The organism is Rhizobium sp. R711 (genome assembly GCF_002211365.1).
In the GTDB taxonomy this organism is placed as follows: Bacteria; Pseudomonadota; Alphaproteobacteria; order Rhizobiales; family Rhizobiaceae; genus Rhizobium.
Genome location: NZ_LOKZ01000006.1, coordinates 96,014 through 111,796 on the forward strand (window position 1 = coordinate 96,014; position 15,783 = coordinate 111,796).

15 protein-coding genes and 1 pseudogene are annotated in these 15,783 nt (G+C 61.7%); 7 read left to right on the plus strand and 9 right to left on the minus strand.

Features of this window, described 5'->3' with window-relative positions:
- Positions 1-13 precede the first annotated feature (13 nt).
- The 4 genes and pseudogenes from ATY80_RS29535 to ATY80_RS10195 all read right to left on the minus strand — a co-directional run bounded on the left by ATY80_RS29535 (position 14) and on the right by ATY80_RS10195 (position 4,682).
- Positions 14-280, minus strand: coding sequence for a hypothetical protein (locus tag ATY80_RS29535; protein ID WP_245306793.1), 267 nt, complete (start codon positions 278-280; stop codon positions 14-16).
- On the minus strand, positions 249-479 hold the full coding sequence (locus ATY80_RS29540; protein ID WP_245306794.1) for a hypothetical protein: 231 nt from the start codon (positions 477-479) through the stop codon (positions 249-251). Before ATY80_RS29540 ends, ATY80_RS29535 begins: the two co-directional genes overlap by 32 nt.
- Before the next feature lie 239 nt (positions 480-718).
- Positions 719-3,057: pseudogene (locus tag ATY80_RS10190) on the minus strand (glucose/quinate/shikimate family membrane-bound PQQ-dependent dehydrogenase).
- Between the two features lie 116 nt (positions 3,058-3,173).
- A complete protein-coding gene (locus ATY80_RS10195; protein ID WP_088692316.1) occupies positions 3,174-4,682 on the minus strand; it encodes a protein adenylyltransferase SelO in 1,509 nt (502 codons plus the stop codon).
- Between the two features lie 85 nt (positions 4,683-4,767).
- On the opposite strand from ATY80_RS10195, the gene ATY80_RS10200 reads away from it, so the two are divergent.
- The 3 genes from ATY80_RS10200 to ATY80_RS10210 all read left to right on the plus strand — a co-directional run bounded on the left by ATY80_RS10200 (position 4,768) and on the right by ATY80_RS10210 (position 6,965).
- Positions 4,768-5,025: a type II toxin-antitoxin system ParD family antitoxin gene (locus ATY80_RS10200; RefSeq protein ID WP_088692317.1), complete on the plus strand. Its 258-nt coding sequence runs from the start codon at positions 4,768-4,770 to the stop codon at positions 5,023-5,025.
- Positions 5,022-5,339 (plus strand): type II toxin-antitoxin system RelE/ParE family toxin, encoded by a 318-nt coding sequence (locus ATY80_RS10205; protein WP_088692318.1) that lies wholly within the window; start codon positions 5,022-5,024, stop codon positions 5,337-5,339. Before ATY80_RS10200 ends, ATY80_RS10205 begins: the two co-directional genes overlap by 4 nt.
- Positions 5,340-5,513: 174 nt before the next feature.
- Positions 5,514-6,965, plus strand: coding sequence for a DHA2 family efflux MFS transporter permease subunit (locus ATY80_RS10210; protein WP_088692319.1), 1,452 nt, complete (start codon positions 5,514-5,516; stop codon positions 6,963-6,965).
- Between the two features lie 15 nt (positions 6,966-6,980).
- On the opposite strand, the gene ATY80_RS10215 is transcribed toward ATY80_RS10210, so the two are convergent.
- Both ATY80_RS10215 and ATY80_RS10220 read right to left on the minus strand, forming a co-directional pair.
- Positions 6,981-7,505 (minus strand): DUF1697 domain-containing protein, encoded by a 525-nt coding sequence (locus ATY80_RS10215; protein ID WP_088692320.1) that lies wholly within the window; start codon positions 7,503-7,505, stop codon positions 6,981-6,983.
- A 17-nt stretch (positions 7,506-7,522) separates the two neighbouring features.
- Positions 7,523-9,631 carry a S9 family peptidase gene (locus ATY80_RS10220; protein ID WP_088692379.1) on the minus strand — a complete coding sequence of 703 codons (2,109 nt, stop codon included), beginning with the start codon at positions 9,629-9,631 and terminating at the stop codon, positions 7,523-7,525.
- A 237-nt stretch (positions 9,632-9,868) separates the two neighbouring features.
- On the opposite strand from ATY80_RS10220, the gene ATY80_RS10225 reads away from it, so the two are divergent.
- Together ATY80_RS10225 and ATY80_RS10230 are read left to right on the plus strand one after the other, a co-directional pair.
- Positions 9,869-10,258: a DUF930 domain-containing protein gene (locus ATY80_RS10225; RefSeq protein WP_088692321.1), complete on the plus strand. Its 390-nt coding sequence runs from the start codon at positions 9,869-9,871 to the stop codon at positions 10,256-10,258.
- Positions 10,259-10,426: 168 nt separating this feature from the next.
- Positions 10,427-11,236 (plus strand): polysaccharide deacetylase family protein, encoded by an 810-nt coding sequence (locus ATY80_RS10230; protein WP_088692322.1) that lies wholly within the window; start codon positions 10,427-10,429, stop codon positions 11,234-11,236.
- A gap of 1 nt (position 11,237) precedes the next feature.
- Here ATY80_RS10230 and ATY80_RS10235 read toward each other — a convergent pair whose 3' ends face one another.
- The 3 genes from ATY80_RS10235 to ATY80_RS10245 all read right to left on the minus strand — a co-directional run bounded on the left by ATY80_RS10235 (position 11,238) and on the right by ATY80_RS10245 (position 14,651).
- Entirely contained in the window at positions 11,238-12,530 is a 1,293-nt protein-coding gene (locus tag ATY80_RS10235; protein ID WP_088692323.1) for an FAD-dependent oxidoreductase, read from the minus strand.
- Positions 12,531-12,549: 19 nt separating this feature from the next.
- Complete coding sequence (locus tag ATY80_RS10240) at positions 12,550-13,716, minus strand: AI-2E family transporter (protein WP_088692324.1); 1,167 nt, start codon at positions 13,714-13,716, stop codon at positions 12,550-12,552.
- Positions 13,717-13,790: 74 nt separating this feature from the next.
- Positions 13,791-14,651: a VOC family protein gene (locus tag ATY80_RS10245; protein WP_088692380.1), complete on the minus strand. Its 861-nt coding sequence runs from the start codon at positions 14,649-14,651 to the stop codon at positions 13,791-13,793.
- A gap of 291 nt (positions 14,652-14,942) precedes the next feature.
- On the opposite strand from ATY80_RS10245, the gene ATY80_RS10250 reads away from it, so the two are divergent.
- Together ATY80_RS10250 and ATY80_RS10255 are read left to right on the plus strand one after the other, a co-directional pair.
- Entirely contained in the window at positions 14,943-15,359 is a 417-nt protein-coding gene (locus tag ATY80_RS10250) for a universal stress protein (RefSeq protein ID WP_088692325.1), read from the plus strand.
- A 36-nt stretch (positions 15,360-15,395) separates the two neighbouring features.
- The gene (locus ATY80_RS10255) at positions 15,396-15,713 is read left to right on the plus strand and encodes a TraR/DksA family transcriptional regulator (protein WP_088692326.1); all 318 of its coding nucleotides are present in this window, start codon (positions 15,396-15,398) and stop codon (positions 15,711-15,713) included.
- Positions 15,714-15,783 lie beyond the last annotated feature (70 nt).

The window sequence follows — 15,783 nt, forward strand, 5'->3', positions numbered from 1 at the left end:
GATCTAATTTAGTTTATGGAGGTCTCAGGCGCTGACGAGCGTATCGGCGCTCGGCTTGTCCTTGCCGTTCATCACCGGTCAGCTGCCGCTTCAGTTCGTCCGCGATCTGCTTTTCGATAGCCTCGCGCTCCTCCGGCGGCATCGCCTTCAGATCGTCCTCTGTCAGCCCGAGCCGCTCGAGGATCTGGCTGCGCATCCGCTCCGCGGGGGTCTGGTTGACGAGGTCCGTGAACTCAGAGATGACAGCGTCATGACGCGCTTTTGAGGGCTTCGGTGCCATCCATGGTCGCCGTGCCGCTGCTCTGCAGCGCCCACTTCGTGTTGGAGATCGACGTTGGCGTGCTGCTCGGCTGTAGTGCCGCCCCGCTTTGGCGAACGCCGACCTCGGTATCGCTGGTCTGTTGCTTGTTGCGCTGGCCGGACTGGCTAAAGAGGCTGCTCAGTCCATAGGTGCTGGAAATGCTGCTGCCGATCTTCATGAAATTCTCCAATGAAAGAACACAAGGGACAAAACACCGCCATTTGCCGGCTTTTCCTTGGGTTCGGTTATGGTTTGACCGGCATTTTGGCCGATCGGCTAAATCTTCTCCGTCCGCTGGACAGGTTGTTTCCGTCCGTCGGTTCGTGAACCATGCTCCAATGCGTGACCCTGATGCCCTGTGGCTGCGGGCACGGATGGCCGTCTTCGGCGGCGACCATCCGGCACGTTTGGGAGACTTCAGGGCAGGGCGTAGCCGATCACATAGTCGCCGGGTTTGGTTCCGATCGAGCCATGTCCGCCGGCCACCATGACGACGAACTGCTTGTTGTCGCTCGTCGTATAGGTCATAGGCGTCGCCTGGCCGCCGGCCGGCAGACGGGCTTGCCAGAGCTGGTCGCCATTGGTGATGTCATAGGCGCGCAGAAAGTTGTCGACGGCGGCCCCGAGGAAGGCAACGCCGCCCCTTGTCAGGATCGGGCCGCCGATGCCCGGTACGCCTACCTTGAGGGGCAACGGCAGTGGCGTCATATCGTAGACGGTTCCGTTCCTGCGCTTGTAGGCAATCTTTCCGGTACGCAGATCCGCACCTGTGACATAGCCCCATGGTGGCGCCTGGCAGGGGATTTTCAGTGGTCCGAGGAACGGCCCCATGAACACGCCGTAGGGCGCGCCATCGTTGCGGTTGAGGCCCTGTTCGCTGCCCTTCTCATCCTACCCCTTTGGCGGGATATCGGCGGCGGGAACCAGCCGCGAGGTGAAGGCGAGATAGGTCGGCATGCCAAACATGATCTGCCGCTCCGGGTCGACAGCAACGCTGCCCCAGTTGAAGGTGCCGAAATTGCCGGGATAGATGATCGAACCCACCAGCGACGGCGGCGTATAGCGGCCTTCGTACTTGTAGCGGTGGAACTGGATGCGGCAGGCGAGCTGGTCGAGCAGCGTCACGCCCCACATGTCCTTCTCCTGCAGCGGCGGCGGCGAGAAGGTGAGGTCGGAGATCGGCTGGGATGGCGACGTATGGTCTTCAGGGATCGCGCCGCCTGGGGCGGGTATCTCCTTGAACGGGATGATCGCCTCGCCGGTGCGCCGGTCGAGTACGTAGATGTCACCCTGCTTGGTCGGGGCAACAAGCGCCGGCACGGGCGTTCCGTCTGATTTCGTCATGTCGAACAGCACAGGTTGGGCGGGGACGTCCATGTCCCACAGGTCGTGGTGCACGAATTGCTGCACCCATTTCACCTGTCCGGTGGCGATGTCGAGCGCGACGATCGAGGAGGAGTATTTCTCGACATGGGCGCTGCGGTTCATGCCGAGCTGGTCGGGTACCTGATTGCCAAGCGGGATGTAGACCATGCCGAGACCGTCATCGACACTGAAGACGGACCAGCTGTTCGGAGAGTTGGTGGTGTAAGTCTGGCCTTCGGCCAGCGGCGTGGTGACATCGGGATTGCCTGAATCCCAGTTCCAGATGAGCGCACCGGTATTGATGTCGTATGCGCGGATGACGCCGGACTGCTCCTTTGTGGAATAGTTGTCGTTGACGGCGCCGCCGAGGATCAGCTTGCCTGCGACCGCGACCGGCGGCGAGGTCGAATAGTAGTAGCCGGCCGGATTGTACTGCATGCCTTTTTCGAGATGCAGCACGCCATCTTCGGCAAAGCTCGTGCAGATTTGGCCATTTGCCGCATCGAGCCCGATCAGGCGCGCGTCGGAGGTCGGCAGAAACACACGCTCGGCGCAGGCAGAGCCGGGGGCTGCGGCCGTGTCACGATAGTAGGTGACGCCGCGGCAGGTCTGGTGTTGGCGGTTCGGGTTCATGCCGGAGTTGGAATCGTACTTCCATTTCTCCTTGCCGGTCTTGGCGTCGAGCGCGATTGCCCAATTGTGCGGCGTGCAGAGGTACAGCGTGTCGCCGACTTTCAGCGGTGTGACCTGATAGGTCGTCTCGCCGACATCCTCGGGTCGCTTCACATCACCGGTCTGGTAGCGCCAGACCTCCTTGAGATCCTTGACGTTGCTGACATTGATCTGGTCGAGAGGCGAATAGCGCTGGCCGAAGGGTGTGCGGCCGTATTGATGCCACTCGCCATCGGGCACGACACCGCCGAAGGTCGCGGGGCTTGCAACGGCCGCCGTCGACAGATTGCCCGTGATCCGTTGCGGATCGGTGGTCATCGAATAGCCGGCGATCGCGATCGCGATCACAACTGGTATCGCCAGCGGCCAGGGGGTTGCCCATAGGAAATACCGGTCGGGCTGACGAAGCCAAGCGGCCGGCGGATCCAGGGCGTCAACAACCACAGGCCGAAAAGAATGATCAGTCCGCCGCGCGGTCCGAGTTGCCACCAGTCGAAGCCGACTTCCCAGATCGCCCAGACCAAAGCGACGACGATGAGCGCTGCATAGACCCACAACGCGGCTGCCCTGCGCATCAAGAGCAGGATGGCGGTCAGCAGGAACATGGCGCCGGTGAAGAGATAAAAGAAGCTGCCGCCGAGTATGATGAGCCAGAGCCCACCACCGACGAGGGCAAGACCGAAAAGCATGAAAAGAACGGAGGTAATGACGATTGCCATCTGGGAAGACTCCCGCTGATGTTAGACGGGTGCGATCAGAGCGCGAAAAAAGTCTGCAAATCAGCGAGATAGAGCGGTCGCAACGAGCGTCAACTGCGACCATAGGTGTCGCCCGATCACGTGCCGCAGAAGGTCTGCAGCACGCGTTCTTCCGGTTTCGGCGGCTCCATGTATGCCGCAAAGCCGGGTTGATCGTCGTAGGGCTTGGCGAGCACCGAAAGCAGGGCCTCGAAGAGCGAGAAGTCCGCATCCTCGACGGCGGCGTTGATCGCCTGCTCGATGCGATGGTTGCGTGGAATGAAAGCGGGATTGACCGCGCGCATCGCCATCCTGCGGTCGGCTGCGGTCCGACCTTCGTCGCGCGTGAGGCGATCGCGCCAACGGGCAAGCCATTCGCGCACACCGTCCGGCTCACGGAAGGTCGAGAGGAAGAGTGCCTCGCCATCTCCAGGGCCGGCACAGTCGCAAAGGCGGCGGAAGGCGAGGGTAAAGTCGGCCTGGCTCGCCTGCATCACTGCAAGCAGCGACTGGATGAGGTCCAGATCGCCACCTTCGACGGTCGCCAAACCAATCTTCTCGCGCATGCCGCGCAGCCAGTGGATCTGGAAGCGCTCGCCGTATTGCTGGATCACGGTGTTGGCGAGTTCGACGGACTTCTCCGCATCCGCATCAAAAAGCGGCAGCAGGGTTTCACCGAGTCGCGCCAAATTCCATTGGCCGATGCCCGGCTGGTTGGCATAGGAATAGCGCCCGCCCTGGTCGATCGAGGAAAAGACGGTGCGCGGATCGTAGGCGTCCATGAAGGCGCAGGGGCCGAAATCGATCGTCTCGCCCGAAATGGTCATGTTGTCGGTGTTCATGACGCCGTGGATGAAGCCGATGTGAAGCCACTTGGCGATCAATGCCGCCTGCCGCTCGCAAACGGCCTCATAGAGCGCAAGGTAGGAATTGTCCCTGTCCTTGAGTTCCGGGTAGTGCCGGTCGATCACATAGTCTGCCAGCGCCCGCACGCTGTCCGTATCACCGCGCGCGGTAAAGAACTGGAACGTGCCGACGCGGATGTGGCTCGAGGCGACGCGGGTGAAGACCGCGCCCGGCAGGATGTCTTCGCGATAGACGGGCTGCCCTGTCGAAACCGCGGCAAGCGCCCGGGTCGCCGGGACGCCGAGCGAATACATCGCCTCGCTGACGATATACTCCCGAAGCACCGGCCCGAGTGCGGCACGTCCATCGCCACGGCGGGAATAGGCCGTCTGGCCCGCGCCCTTCAGCTGGATATCGCGACGCTGACCGTTGTGATCGACGACCTCGCCAAGCAGGATCGCCCGCCCGTCGCCTAGCAGGGGCACGAAGGAGCCGAACTGATGCCCGGCATAGGCCATCGCCAGCGGGTCCGCGCCTTCGGGCACGAGGTTGCCCGAAAAGATCGCCGCGCCGTCTCGCCTCAGTGCCTCGGTATCAAGGCCGAGTTCTTCGGCAAGCGGTTCGTTCAGCTTGATCAGCCATGGCTCGGCGGCTTGCGCGGGAGCCTGGCGCGTAAAGAACTGCTGCGGCAACCGTGCATAGCTGTTGTCGAAGGCGAAGGGGGCGCCGGTGCGCGCGGTGTTTTGCAGGGCCTGGGTCATGCTTCATAAGTAGGGTTCAGCGCCGATTGTCGCAAGCGATAAGCGGTGGTAGGATTTTATCCTACTTCCGCATGGAGCACGTTCGATGGAAAAGTTGAGCATCACCCTGCCGACCGAGATGGTCAATGTGATCAAGGCCGAAGTCGAGGCCGGCACCTTTGCTTCGACCAGCGAAGTGCTGCGTGAAGCCATGCGCGTCTGGATGCGGCGCGAGGAGGAGCACAAGGAGCGTGTCGCGGCGATCCGCGCTCAAGTGCGGGCGTCATTGGACGACCCAAGGCCGAATTTGAGCAGCCAGGAGATGAGAACGGCCATCGATGCCCTCTTTGCAAAGCACCGATGAGCAATGGGCACTACCAGGTTGAATACCGGCCAGCGGCACTCGATGCGATCGTCTCAATCTTCACTTATGTTCTCGAAGCCAGTCAAAATCACGTTACGGCGGAGCGCTACATAGAGCGCCTGTACGACCGTTGTGAGCGTATCGGCGATGCGCCGTTGGGCGGCGTGGCGAGACCGGACCTCGACACCAACCTGCGTATGGCGGTTTTTGAGAGAAGCATCGTGATACTTTACTTCGTCGAAGGTCATGTGGTCAAAATTACCAACATTTTCGCCGGCGGACAGGATTACGAAGCACTGCTGCGCGACAACTGAGCAGACACGATTCCCAGCCATTCCCGGACGGCACGGCTGCCTTTCCATAAAAGCATAACGACGCCACATTTGCGGGCGTATACAAAGATCTCCAATCCTCTTTTGGCATCACGCCATACCATACCGTGGCCATCGCTTCCGCGTCGGCCACGTCATTGCGAGTGATCCCTGACGATGTCGGATCAGATCTACCAGGCGGCGACCATCGCGCGCGCCAAGCCGAATTTCCGCGTGATAGCGATGATCGTGGCGAGCGCCATGTTTATGGAACAGCTCGACGCCACCGTTCTGGCAACGGCGCTGCCGACCATGGCGCGCGACTTCGGCGTCAGCGCCCCGTCGATGAGCATCGCGCTGACCTCCTATCTTCTCAGTCTCGCGATCTTCATTCCGGCCAGCGGTTTGATTGCCGATCGCTTCGGCTCGCGCACCGTTTTTCGCTCGGCGATCGCTGTCTTCGTGGCTGGCTCGATCTTCTGCGCGCTTTCGCCCAATCTCCTCTGTCTCGTCCTGGCGCGGCTGCTGCAGGGTCTTGGCGGGGCGATGATGCTGCCGGTCGGTCGACTGGTCCTCTTGCGCAGCGTCAGCCGCAAGGACACGGTCAACGCCATGTCGTGGCTGCTCGGACCGGCCCTGGTTGGCCCCATCCTCGGGCCACCGATCGGCGGTCTGATCGTCACCTATCTCGACTGGCGCTGGATTTTCTACATCAACGTGCCGATCGGCATCATCGGCTTCACGCTGGTCTCGATCTTCATCGAAAACTTCAAGGGAGAGGCGAAGCGCCGGTTCGACACAGTCGGCTTCATCCTCTCCGGCATTGCGCTCGGCTCCCTGCTGTTCGGCTTCGAGAGCTCGAGCCGTCCGGGCGAGGGCGCTTTCTCACTGTTCCTGATCGCCGTCGGACTGCTCTTCGGCGCCGCCTATCTCAAGCACGCTCGCCGCCATCCGTCGCCGATCATGGATTTCTCGCTGATGAAGGTGCCGAGCTTCGGCACGTCAGTCATCGCGGGTTCGCTGACCCGCATCACGCAAGGCGCGCAACCCTTCCTGCTGCCGCTCTACTTTCAGCTCGGTTTCGGCCTTTCGGCCGCGAAGGCCGGCCAGCTCGTCACTGCCGCAGCGCTCGGCTCGATGGCGATGAAAGCCTTTGCGCCGCGCGTGCTGCGCCGTTTCGGCTTTCGCAACAGCCTTGTTGCGAACGGCGTGATCGCCACCTGCGGCTATGCGCTCTGCGCCGCCTTCCGCCCGGACTGGCCGCTGGCGCTGATCTTCGCGATCCTCGTCATGTGCGGCTTCTTCATGTCGTTCCAGTTCACGGCCTACAATACCGTGGCTTACGATGAGATCGACCGCGACCGGATGAGCTCGGCCACCAGCTTCTATACGACGTTCCAGCAGCTGATGCTGTCACTCGGCATCTGCGTCGGAGCGCTGGCACTGCACACATCGATGACGGTCAACGGCAGCGAGACGCCGCAGCTTCACGATTTCTCCGCGGCCTTCCTCTTCGTCACCGCGATCTCGATCACGGCGACTTTCTGGAACCTGCGCTTCTCGCGGAGCGCTGGCGCCGATATCAGCGGTCACGAGGTTGGCAAGGCCGCACACGCCGTCGAGCACTGAGGCCAGGAACGGAGCCTAACCTCCATCCTCCATCTGAGCCGCCATCTCGGCGAGCTTGCGCACGGTATTCAGATTGCGCGCCGTTCCCGGCCTCAGGGCCGGCAGCTTGAGCTTCGATCTGCCGGAACCGATAGGGAAGTGGACGTAGATTTCGCGCCCGGCGACAACAGCCCCTTCGCCATCAGGGGCGACCATCTTGTCCAGTGCATCGGCTGGCGGTGCTCCAGGGAGGAAGCTCACCAGCAGATAGTTGGGCTTGGCGTCGGGGAAGGGCGCGTTGGCGGCGATCGCTGCCAGCTCCTTGCGGCTGCGCAGCATCACGCCGGGCTTCTTGCCGAGCAGCTTTCCCAGCGCGTCGTCCAGCCTCTGCTCGACCTCGGCCTCCGCCGCATCGGCGCGAAACAGCACGTTGCCGCTCTGGATGTAGGTCTTCACATCGCTGAAGCCGAGCTCTTCACAGACCGCCTTCAGCGTCGCCATGGGCAGCTTGCCCGTGCCGCCGACATTGATGGCTCTCAGGAGCGCCACATAGACCGTCACGGGCTTCTCCCAGCCTCTTACATCTTGCCCGCAACCTTGATCGCGAAGGCGTATTCGAAGGCGATTTCCTCGAGGCGCTGGAAGCGTCCCGAAGCGCCGCCATGGCCGGCGTCCATGTTGGTCTTCAAGAGGATCGGCGCCGAACCGGTCGTCTTTTCGCGCAGCCGCGCCACCCACTTCGCCGGCTCCCAATAGGTGACGCGCGGATCGGTGAGGCCGCCGAGCGCCAGGATCGGTGGATAGGCTTGTGCGCCGACATTGTCGTAGGGCGAGTAGGCGGCGATCTGCTCGTACTCTTCCTTGCTCTCGATCGGGTTGCCCCACTCCGGCCATTCCGGCGGGGTCAGCGGCAGCGTGTCGTCGAGCATGGTGTTCAGCACGTCGACGAAGGGAACGGCGGCGATCAGGCCGGCGAACTTTTCCGGTGCCATGTTGGCAACGGCGCCCATCAGCATGCCGCCGGCCGAGCCACCCTCGGCGATGATGTTGGTGTAGGAGGTGAACTTCTCCTGATTCAGATAGCCAGCGGCGGCAATGAAGTCCTTGAAGGTGTTGGTCTTCTTCTCCATCTTGCCGTCTTCGTACCAGGCAAAGCCCTTGTCCTTGCCGCCGCGGATATGGGCGATGGCATAGACGAAGCCGCGGTCGGCGAGCGACAGGCAGTTGGTGTTGAAGCCGGCCGGAATGGTGATGCCATAGGCGCCGTAGCCATAGAGCAGGCAGGGCGCCGAACCGTCGAGCTGTGTGTCCTTGCGATAGAGCAGGGTAACCGGCACCTGCTCGCCATCCCAGGCCGGGGCGAAGACGCGGCGGGTGACATAGTCGTCCGGATTGTGGCCGGAGGGCACTTCCTGGGTCTTCAGGAGCGTGCGCTCGCGCGTCACCATGTTGTAGTCGTAGAGCTGCGACGGCGTCGTCATCGAGGAATAGGAGAAGCGGATGACATCGGTGTCATATTCCGCGGCTCCCTGCAGCCCGAGCGAATAGGCCTCCTCGGCAAAGGCGATGGCGTGTTCCTCGCCGGTGCGCCGGTCGCGGATGATGATCTGTGGCAGGCCGTCCTTGCGCTCCAGCCACAGCAGGTGGTGGGCAAAGGCCATGTGGCTGATGATCAGCGTCCCCGGCTTGTGCGGCACGACCTCGCGCCAGTTCACCTTGCCCGGGTTTTCAACCGGCGCTTCCATGATCTTGAAATCCTTGGCGTCGCCGTCGTTCGTTAGGATGTAGAAGACGTCGCCGCCTTCCGTCATCGAGTATTCGATACCTTCCTCGCGCTCGGCGACCAGCTTCGGCTCGGCCGTCAGGTCCTTCGTGGAAAGCAGGCGGTATTCCGAGGTCTCGTGATCGTGGATGTCGATGTAGATGAAGTCGTCGAGCAGCGAACCGCCGACGCCCATGAAGAAGCCCGCATCCTTCTCCTCGTAGACCAGCCGGTCTTCGGATTGAGGCGTGCCGAGAATGTGGTGGTACACCTTCGAGGGACGGTGGTTCTCGTCGAGCGCCGAATAGAAGAAGCTCTTGCCGTCGGGCGCCCAGACACCGCCACCGCCGGTGTTCTCGATCACGTCGGCCATATCCTCGCCGGTCGCAAGATCGCGGACGCGGAGCGTATAGAACTCAGAGCCCTTGTCGTCATAGCCCCAGATGCCGCGGCGGTGGTCAGTCGAATGGTCAAGGCCGGCGAGCCGGAAATAGGCCTTGCCGGCGGCCTCCTTGTCGCCATCGAGCAGGACGCTGCGGATCGCCTCGTCCTTGACGTCGCCGTTGCGCGGAATGCGGAAGTAGCGCGGCTGTTCGCCGCCGGTGACGAAGAAGGTGCCGTAGGCGTAGTCGCCGTCCTTCATCGGCACGGAGCTGTCGTCTTCCTTGATGCGGCCGCGCATTTCGGCAAACAGCGTCTTCTGCAGCGCCTTGGTGTCTTCCATCGCCGCGTTCATGTAGACATTTTCGGCCTCGAGATGCTGGCGGATCGCGGGATCGAGGATCGACGGATCCTTGAACATCGCCTGCCAGTTGTCGGCGCGCAGCCAGGCGTAGTCGTCGGTGCGGGTGATGCCGTGGCGCGTATCCGAGGTCGGCTTCTTGGCGGCAGCGGGCGGGTTCGGCAGGTTCTTGAAGACAGTCAAGGAAGGCTCCGGATGCGTGGTGTCAGGTGGGCAAGAGATAGAGACGCGGATGCCTTCGATCAAGCGCCGAAGACAGGTCAGCGGCAAAACCGAAGGAATGCTCACGTTGCCTTGATGTCACCACATTGTTTAAGAAAGTCCGCTGCGTCGCCCGGAATTTGCCCCCTTGTACGACTGCGGAAACCTCGGTTCTCCACAGGCGATTCCGGAATGAGAATGCAAAGGAATCCCACCGTAATGCCAAAACGTCTCGTGTTGCTTCTGTCCGCATTTAGCCTTGCCTTTCCAGCCTTCGCAGTCGATCCCGCAATCAAGAAGCAACTCGAAAAGCTCGATCCCGCGACCCGTCTCGAACAGAGTTGCGACACAGAGGCCATGAGCCGAATCAACAAGGACGAGACCGGTTACAAGCCCGATAAGGTGATTGCCTATACCTTCAAGGATCCGGTCCCTAGCGACGACAAGCTGGAGGCGCCCGGCGCGGTCTTCCGCAGCAAGGGTGATTGGTATCATCTGTCCTATACCTGCATCACCGGTCCGCAGCACATGAACGTCCGCGATCTGCAATACACGATCGGCGAGAAGGTCCCGCGCGAGAAGTGGGAAAAGTACTATCTCTATGACTGATTGCGTGGCGGAGAGGCCTTCTCCTGCTTTGCCTTTGTGAAGCCTTAGTCCTCAGGCATCAACTCTTTCGTTGATGCTGGCGCGAATCGCAAGCGGCATCAGACCACATGGCGCCGGCGCGCTGCGTGCATTATGCAGTGCTTGAACCATGAATGGCTTCTCCTTGGCATGAATCGTCTTTTTCTTGTTTCGGCGCTGGTGATCGCCTCCGTCTCGGCAGCCGCTGCTGCCGCTCTTCCCGCGCAGGACGAGACCATCGTCGCTGCACCGCGGAATGTCGCGCAGGCGCCTAAGGCGGTCGGGCCGAAGCTGGTGGAGCCGCGGCTGCGCATTGGCGCGTCGGGCATCAAGGGTCACGCACGCGTGGCGCTGACGTTTGACGCCTGCATGGGCCAAGCCGACGACCGTATCCTCTCGGTGCTGGTCCACGAGCGGATCTCCGCGACCATTTTCGTCACCGCGCGCTGGCTGAAGCACAATCCGCAGGCATTGCAGGTCCTCCTTCAGAATCCCGATCTGTTCGAAATCGAGAATCACGGGCAGAACCACACTCCAGCCGTCGACAAGCCGGTCTCGATTTACGGCATTGCGGCAGCCGGGTCGCCGGAGGCCGTGCGCCAGGAAGTGCAGGGTGGCGCCGATGCTATGGTTGCGGCCGGCATTGCCCCGCCGCATTGGTTCCGCGGCTCGACGGCCAAATACGACCGCTCCTCGATCGTGCAGATCCGTGAAATGGGATACCGCATCGCCGGTTATTCCGTGAACGGCGACGGCGGCTCGCTGCTCGGCGCTGGTGTCACAGAAAAGCGGATTGCAGCCGCCAAGGACGGCGACGTGGTGATCTCCCACATCAATCAGCCGACCCATGCGGCCGGCGAGGGCGTCGCCAAAGCGATCCTCGACCTGAAGGCCAAGGGCGTCGAATTCGTCCGCCTGCAGGATGTCGACGACATGGGCGACGACCAGACGACGCAGTGAGTTAGCTAAGGGCGACCTCCCGGCTGTCCTCGCCGATGCTCAGACGCTCAACGAACGCCGGCGCATCGCGATCGAGGGCGAAATCGTCAAACCAGTCGCGGTATCCCCCACCGATCATTGCGCCGATAACCTGTGTCGCAAGATAAGAGAAGGTGATGCCGTTGCCGCCGTAGCCGTAGGCGGCATAGACCTGCGGCATCGAGGGAACCGGGCCAATCAGCGGCAGTCCGTCCGACGTTTCGCCGAAGGTGCCGCACCATGCCGTCGCGACGCGGGTGTCGGCCCTCGACCAGAGCCGCTTCATCTTCTCCCGGATTGCCATGATCTTCCCGGCAAGCTTGGCGTCGCGGGCATCAGGATCAATAGTGTCGTCATCCTCGCCGCCGGCGATGATCCGCCCGTCCGGCGTCGTGCGCATGTAGAGATAGGGGCGGCTGTCTTCCCAGATCAGCACTTGGTCCCGCCAGTGCGCCGCAGGATCCTGCGGGATTGTCGCCAGAGCCCAGCTCGACGTCGTCCGATGTAGTTTCGGCATCTCGATCCCTGGCATGACATAGCCGGTGGCAAGCACCGCGGTTTTCGCCTCGATGACGAAAGAGCCGTCGGTCTCCGCCGTTACATGTCCGCCTTCGCTGTGAAGCTTGGTTACCGAAGTGCCAATGAGATGTGCACCCTGCTTCACGGCAATCTCCAGCAGCCCCCAGGTCAGGAGCAGCGGATCTGCCTCCGCAGAGCCGCGGGACAGAATGCCCGCGTCGCGGTCCAATTCGAACTCGGTAAAGAGATCGCAATGCTCCAGATACCGGCTCGGCAGACCGGCCCGGCGACGAAGCTCGACCTCTCTCAGAAGATCACCCGCGCCCTCCTGGTTGCTGGTCAGGAACAGCGATTGCCGTGGCAGCAGATTGCAGGCGATGCGGTTGGCGACGATCAGCTTGGAGAGGCCTGCGACCGAGGCGGCACTTCGCCTGTAGATGCCGACGGCGCGCTCAAAGCCATAGAAGTGCTCGAGTTCGCCGAGCGTCCGGTCGGTTTCCCATTGCAACATGGCCGTGCTCGCCGTAGTGCTGCCGAGGCCGGGTGTCTCGCGGTCGATGACGACCACCGAAAGGCCGCGTTCGGAAAGGTATTGGCCCATCAGCGCGCCGGTAATCCCGCCGCCGATGATCATCGCGTCGACCTTGAGATTATCCTGAAGTGGCTGGTAGGCGGGTTTCGTGCCGGCACGGCTCCACGGGGGGGGGCCGCTCTTCAGCCGGTTCTGGCTGGACTCTGCAAAATCGATTTCTGCCATCTGACGCGTCTTACCTCAATCATTTCGGCAATTGCGGCTGCAGTCTCTCCTCGACGAAAAGTTCATCGACGATGGTCATGACAATCAGTGATAGTGGCAAAGCCAGCATAGCACCAACCGCGCCCCACATCCAAGTCCAGAACAGAATTGCCAGAAACACCACGAAAGGATTGATTTCCAAGCGCTTTCCCATCACAGCGGGGAAGACCAGATTTTCCATGACGAGGTGGACGATGAAGAAGGCCGCGGCCGGCGCGAGCCCCACCACGAGGCCATCATGGGTGAGGATGCCTGCGATGGCGACGGCCAGCGTCATGGAGGCAATGCCGAGATAGGGGATGAAGCTCGAAAGAAAGGCAAAGAAGCCCCAGAGCATCGGCGCTGAGAGGCCGCCGAGATAGGCAATCACCATCATGACGACGCCGAGGCACGCATAGATCAGCGAAGCCGTGGCAAAGTAGAAGCCGAGGACCTGTTCGACGCCGTTGATCACCCGGATGGCGGCAAGCCGCTGTGAGCGAGTCCGGAAGACCATGATGATCGATTTGCGCAGGTTGACACGTCCGGCAAGGAACAGCAGCAGCGCGGCGAAGAAAATCAGCGCCTGGACAAGGGCGGGGGTAAGGTTGGCGCCGATGAGATGCAGCACGTTGCCGGTGTTTTCCAGGAGCTTTTCGCTCGACATCGGCCCGCCCTGGAAGGTCTGGGGCGTAATGTGCAGCCACCTGATCCGCTCGAGATAAGGCATCAGCCGGTTGAAAGTCTTTTCCACAAAAGCCGGACCCTCATTGGCAAGGGTCGTCAGCGGTCCGGCAAGCGAATTGGCGACGAGAATGATCACCAGCGCGACGCCGGTCGACAGGATGACGGCATTGGTGATGCGTGGAACGCCGAGTCTGCTGAGCTTTTCCGCCAGCAGCCCGAGAATCATGCCGACGACCACAGCAAGCGTCACCGGGACGAGAATGAGCGACATCATGTAGATTGCCGAAAGAGCCAGTACCGCAAAGATGCCGATAACCGCCCAGGCCATCGTGATGTCCAGCCCGTCCTTTTCGACGCGGCGCGTCGGCGCCTGCGGCATCTCCTCCGCGTCTTGGCTCAGTTTTTCGGCCCAGGCACTGACAGGGCGCTCGCCCATCGTAATCTTGCTGGCCTGCTTGCGGATGCCGTTGGCAATTCCCATCGTTACAAGGTCCCCCGGAAGCCCAGATGCTTCGCGACGGAAACGCGTGGAAACCCCTTGAGGTTCCTGAGGGGTCAGGCAGAGAGCGTCAGGCCGATGCCCCAGGGGTCGTGCAGGAAGACGCCGCCATTGCGCTTTTCGCTGTTGATCTCGAGTTCGTCGAGCTTGGCGACGGCTTTGTCGAGCGAAGCCTTGTCGTTGAAGCGAAGCGTGTAGTCCGAGAGACCGGTCATGCCGTCCGCGCGGGTTCCGGCGCCCCGGCTGTTCCAGACGTTGGCGGCGACATGATGATGGTAGCCGCCGGTCGCGAAGAAGCTGGCGCCGGGACGCTGCGCCATCAGTTTCAGACCGAGCACATCGCGGTAGAAGGTGTCGGCCTCCGGGATATTGCCGACCTGCAGGTGGATGTGGCCGATGGCTGTGCCGCCGGCCATGCCGTCCCAGGCGTCGTCAGGCGCGCTGTTGTAGAGCGACTGGAGATCGAGCCGAAGCGTCGCCATTTCCACTTGGCCGTCTTGATGGAATTTCCATTGCTCATGCGGACGGTCGGCATAGATCTCGATACCGTTGCCTTCCGGATCGGAGAGATAGATGGCCTCGCTGACGAGGTGATCGGATGCGCCGTCCAGCACGACGTTGTTGTGTGCGGCGTGGCGCAGCCAACGGGCAAGCTCGGTGCGGCTGGGCATCAAAAAGGCCGTATGGAAAAGACCGGCGGCATTGCGCGGCGCGATACGGACATCCTTGCCTGTCGTCAGCGTCAGAAGCGGCGTGCCGTCCACACCGAGAACTTCGCCGCTGGCGCTATTCTCGATGACCTCAAGGCCAAGCATGGATTGATAGAAACTGGAAACCAGCGGCAGGTCGGTAACGACGAGATGCGACTGGTCGACATAGGCAGGGCGCGTCAGAGCGTAGGAAGTTTCAGTGGTCATGCGTCTTTCTCCTGCCTTGGATGAGAGAGGCGTACCGGCGGTGGCGGCGAAAGCGCCGCCCGTAGCGATACCAACGAATTTGCGCCGGTTCATGTGCCTCAGAGATCCTTGGTTGCTGTACTTGGTCCCTATATGGCGGATTTCGATTGTTCACAGAAGCCCAGTTTTTGGCGATTCAGCGTTCGACAATCATTGACGACAATCGGTGCCGATCTTGATCTTGATCAAAGCGCCTTATTTATCTCCTGAGAGGATGTGGGCAGTTCGAAACGGCACCGCTGGAGGGCCTGAATGTATAAGAAAATCATCGTTCCGATCGAAATTGGCGCGTTGGACCGCGGCGAGAGGGCATTCCGCAAGGCATCCACGCTCCTTGATACGGGAGGCGAGATCGTCCTGCTCAACGTTGTCGAGGACGTGCCCACCTATGTCGCGATCGATCTGCCCGCCGAATTGATCCAGAACGCCATCGATGATGCCGAGCAAAAGCTCGGCATGCTGATCCGAACGAGCGGCATACCGGCAATGATCGAGATCGGTCACGGCCGCCCGGCCCACAGCATCCTCGCCGCCGCGGAAGCGCATGGTGCGGATCTCATCATCGTCGCTTCACATACCCCCGACTTCAGCAACTACTTCATCGGCGCCACCGCCGACCGTGTCGTCAGGCATGCCAAATGCTCGGTGCTGGTCGATAGGCAGCGCTAAGAAGAAAAACGGCAAAGGACCGATGGAGGAACATCCATGACCGACATGCAGACCTATGAGAAGATCCTGCGCGATCGCCAGCGCGAGCTTGAATCGCGGTTGAACCGCATCGACGTCGATCTCGGGCGCACCAAGGAGCAGGACAGCGACGATCGCGCGACAGAGAGCGAAAACGACGAAGTGCTCGAGGGGCTTGGGCAGGCCGGTCAGGAAGAGCTGCGGGCCATCGGTGCTGCCCTCGACCGGATCGCAAAGGGCACCTATGGCACCTGCGTGCGCTGCGGCCTGCCGATCTCCAAGGAGCGCCTTGGCGCTGTTCCCTATGCGCCCCTTTGCGAGGATTGCATGGGCTGATTTGTCTGTCGTGCTATCAGGGGTGGCGCTTTCACGGCTACCCTTTTTCTTTGCGCCCGTATATCTCCAA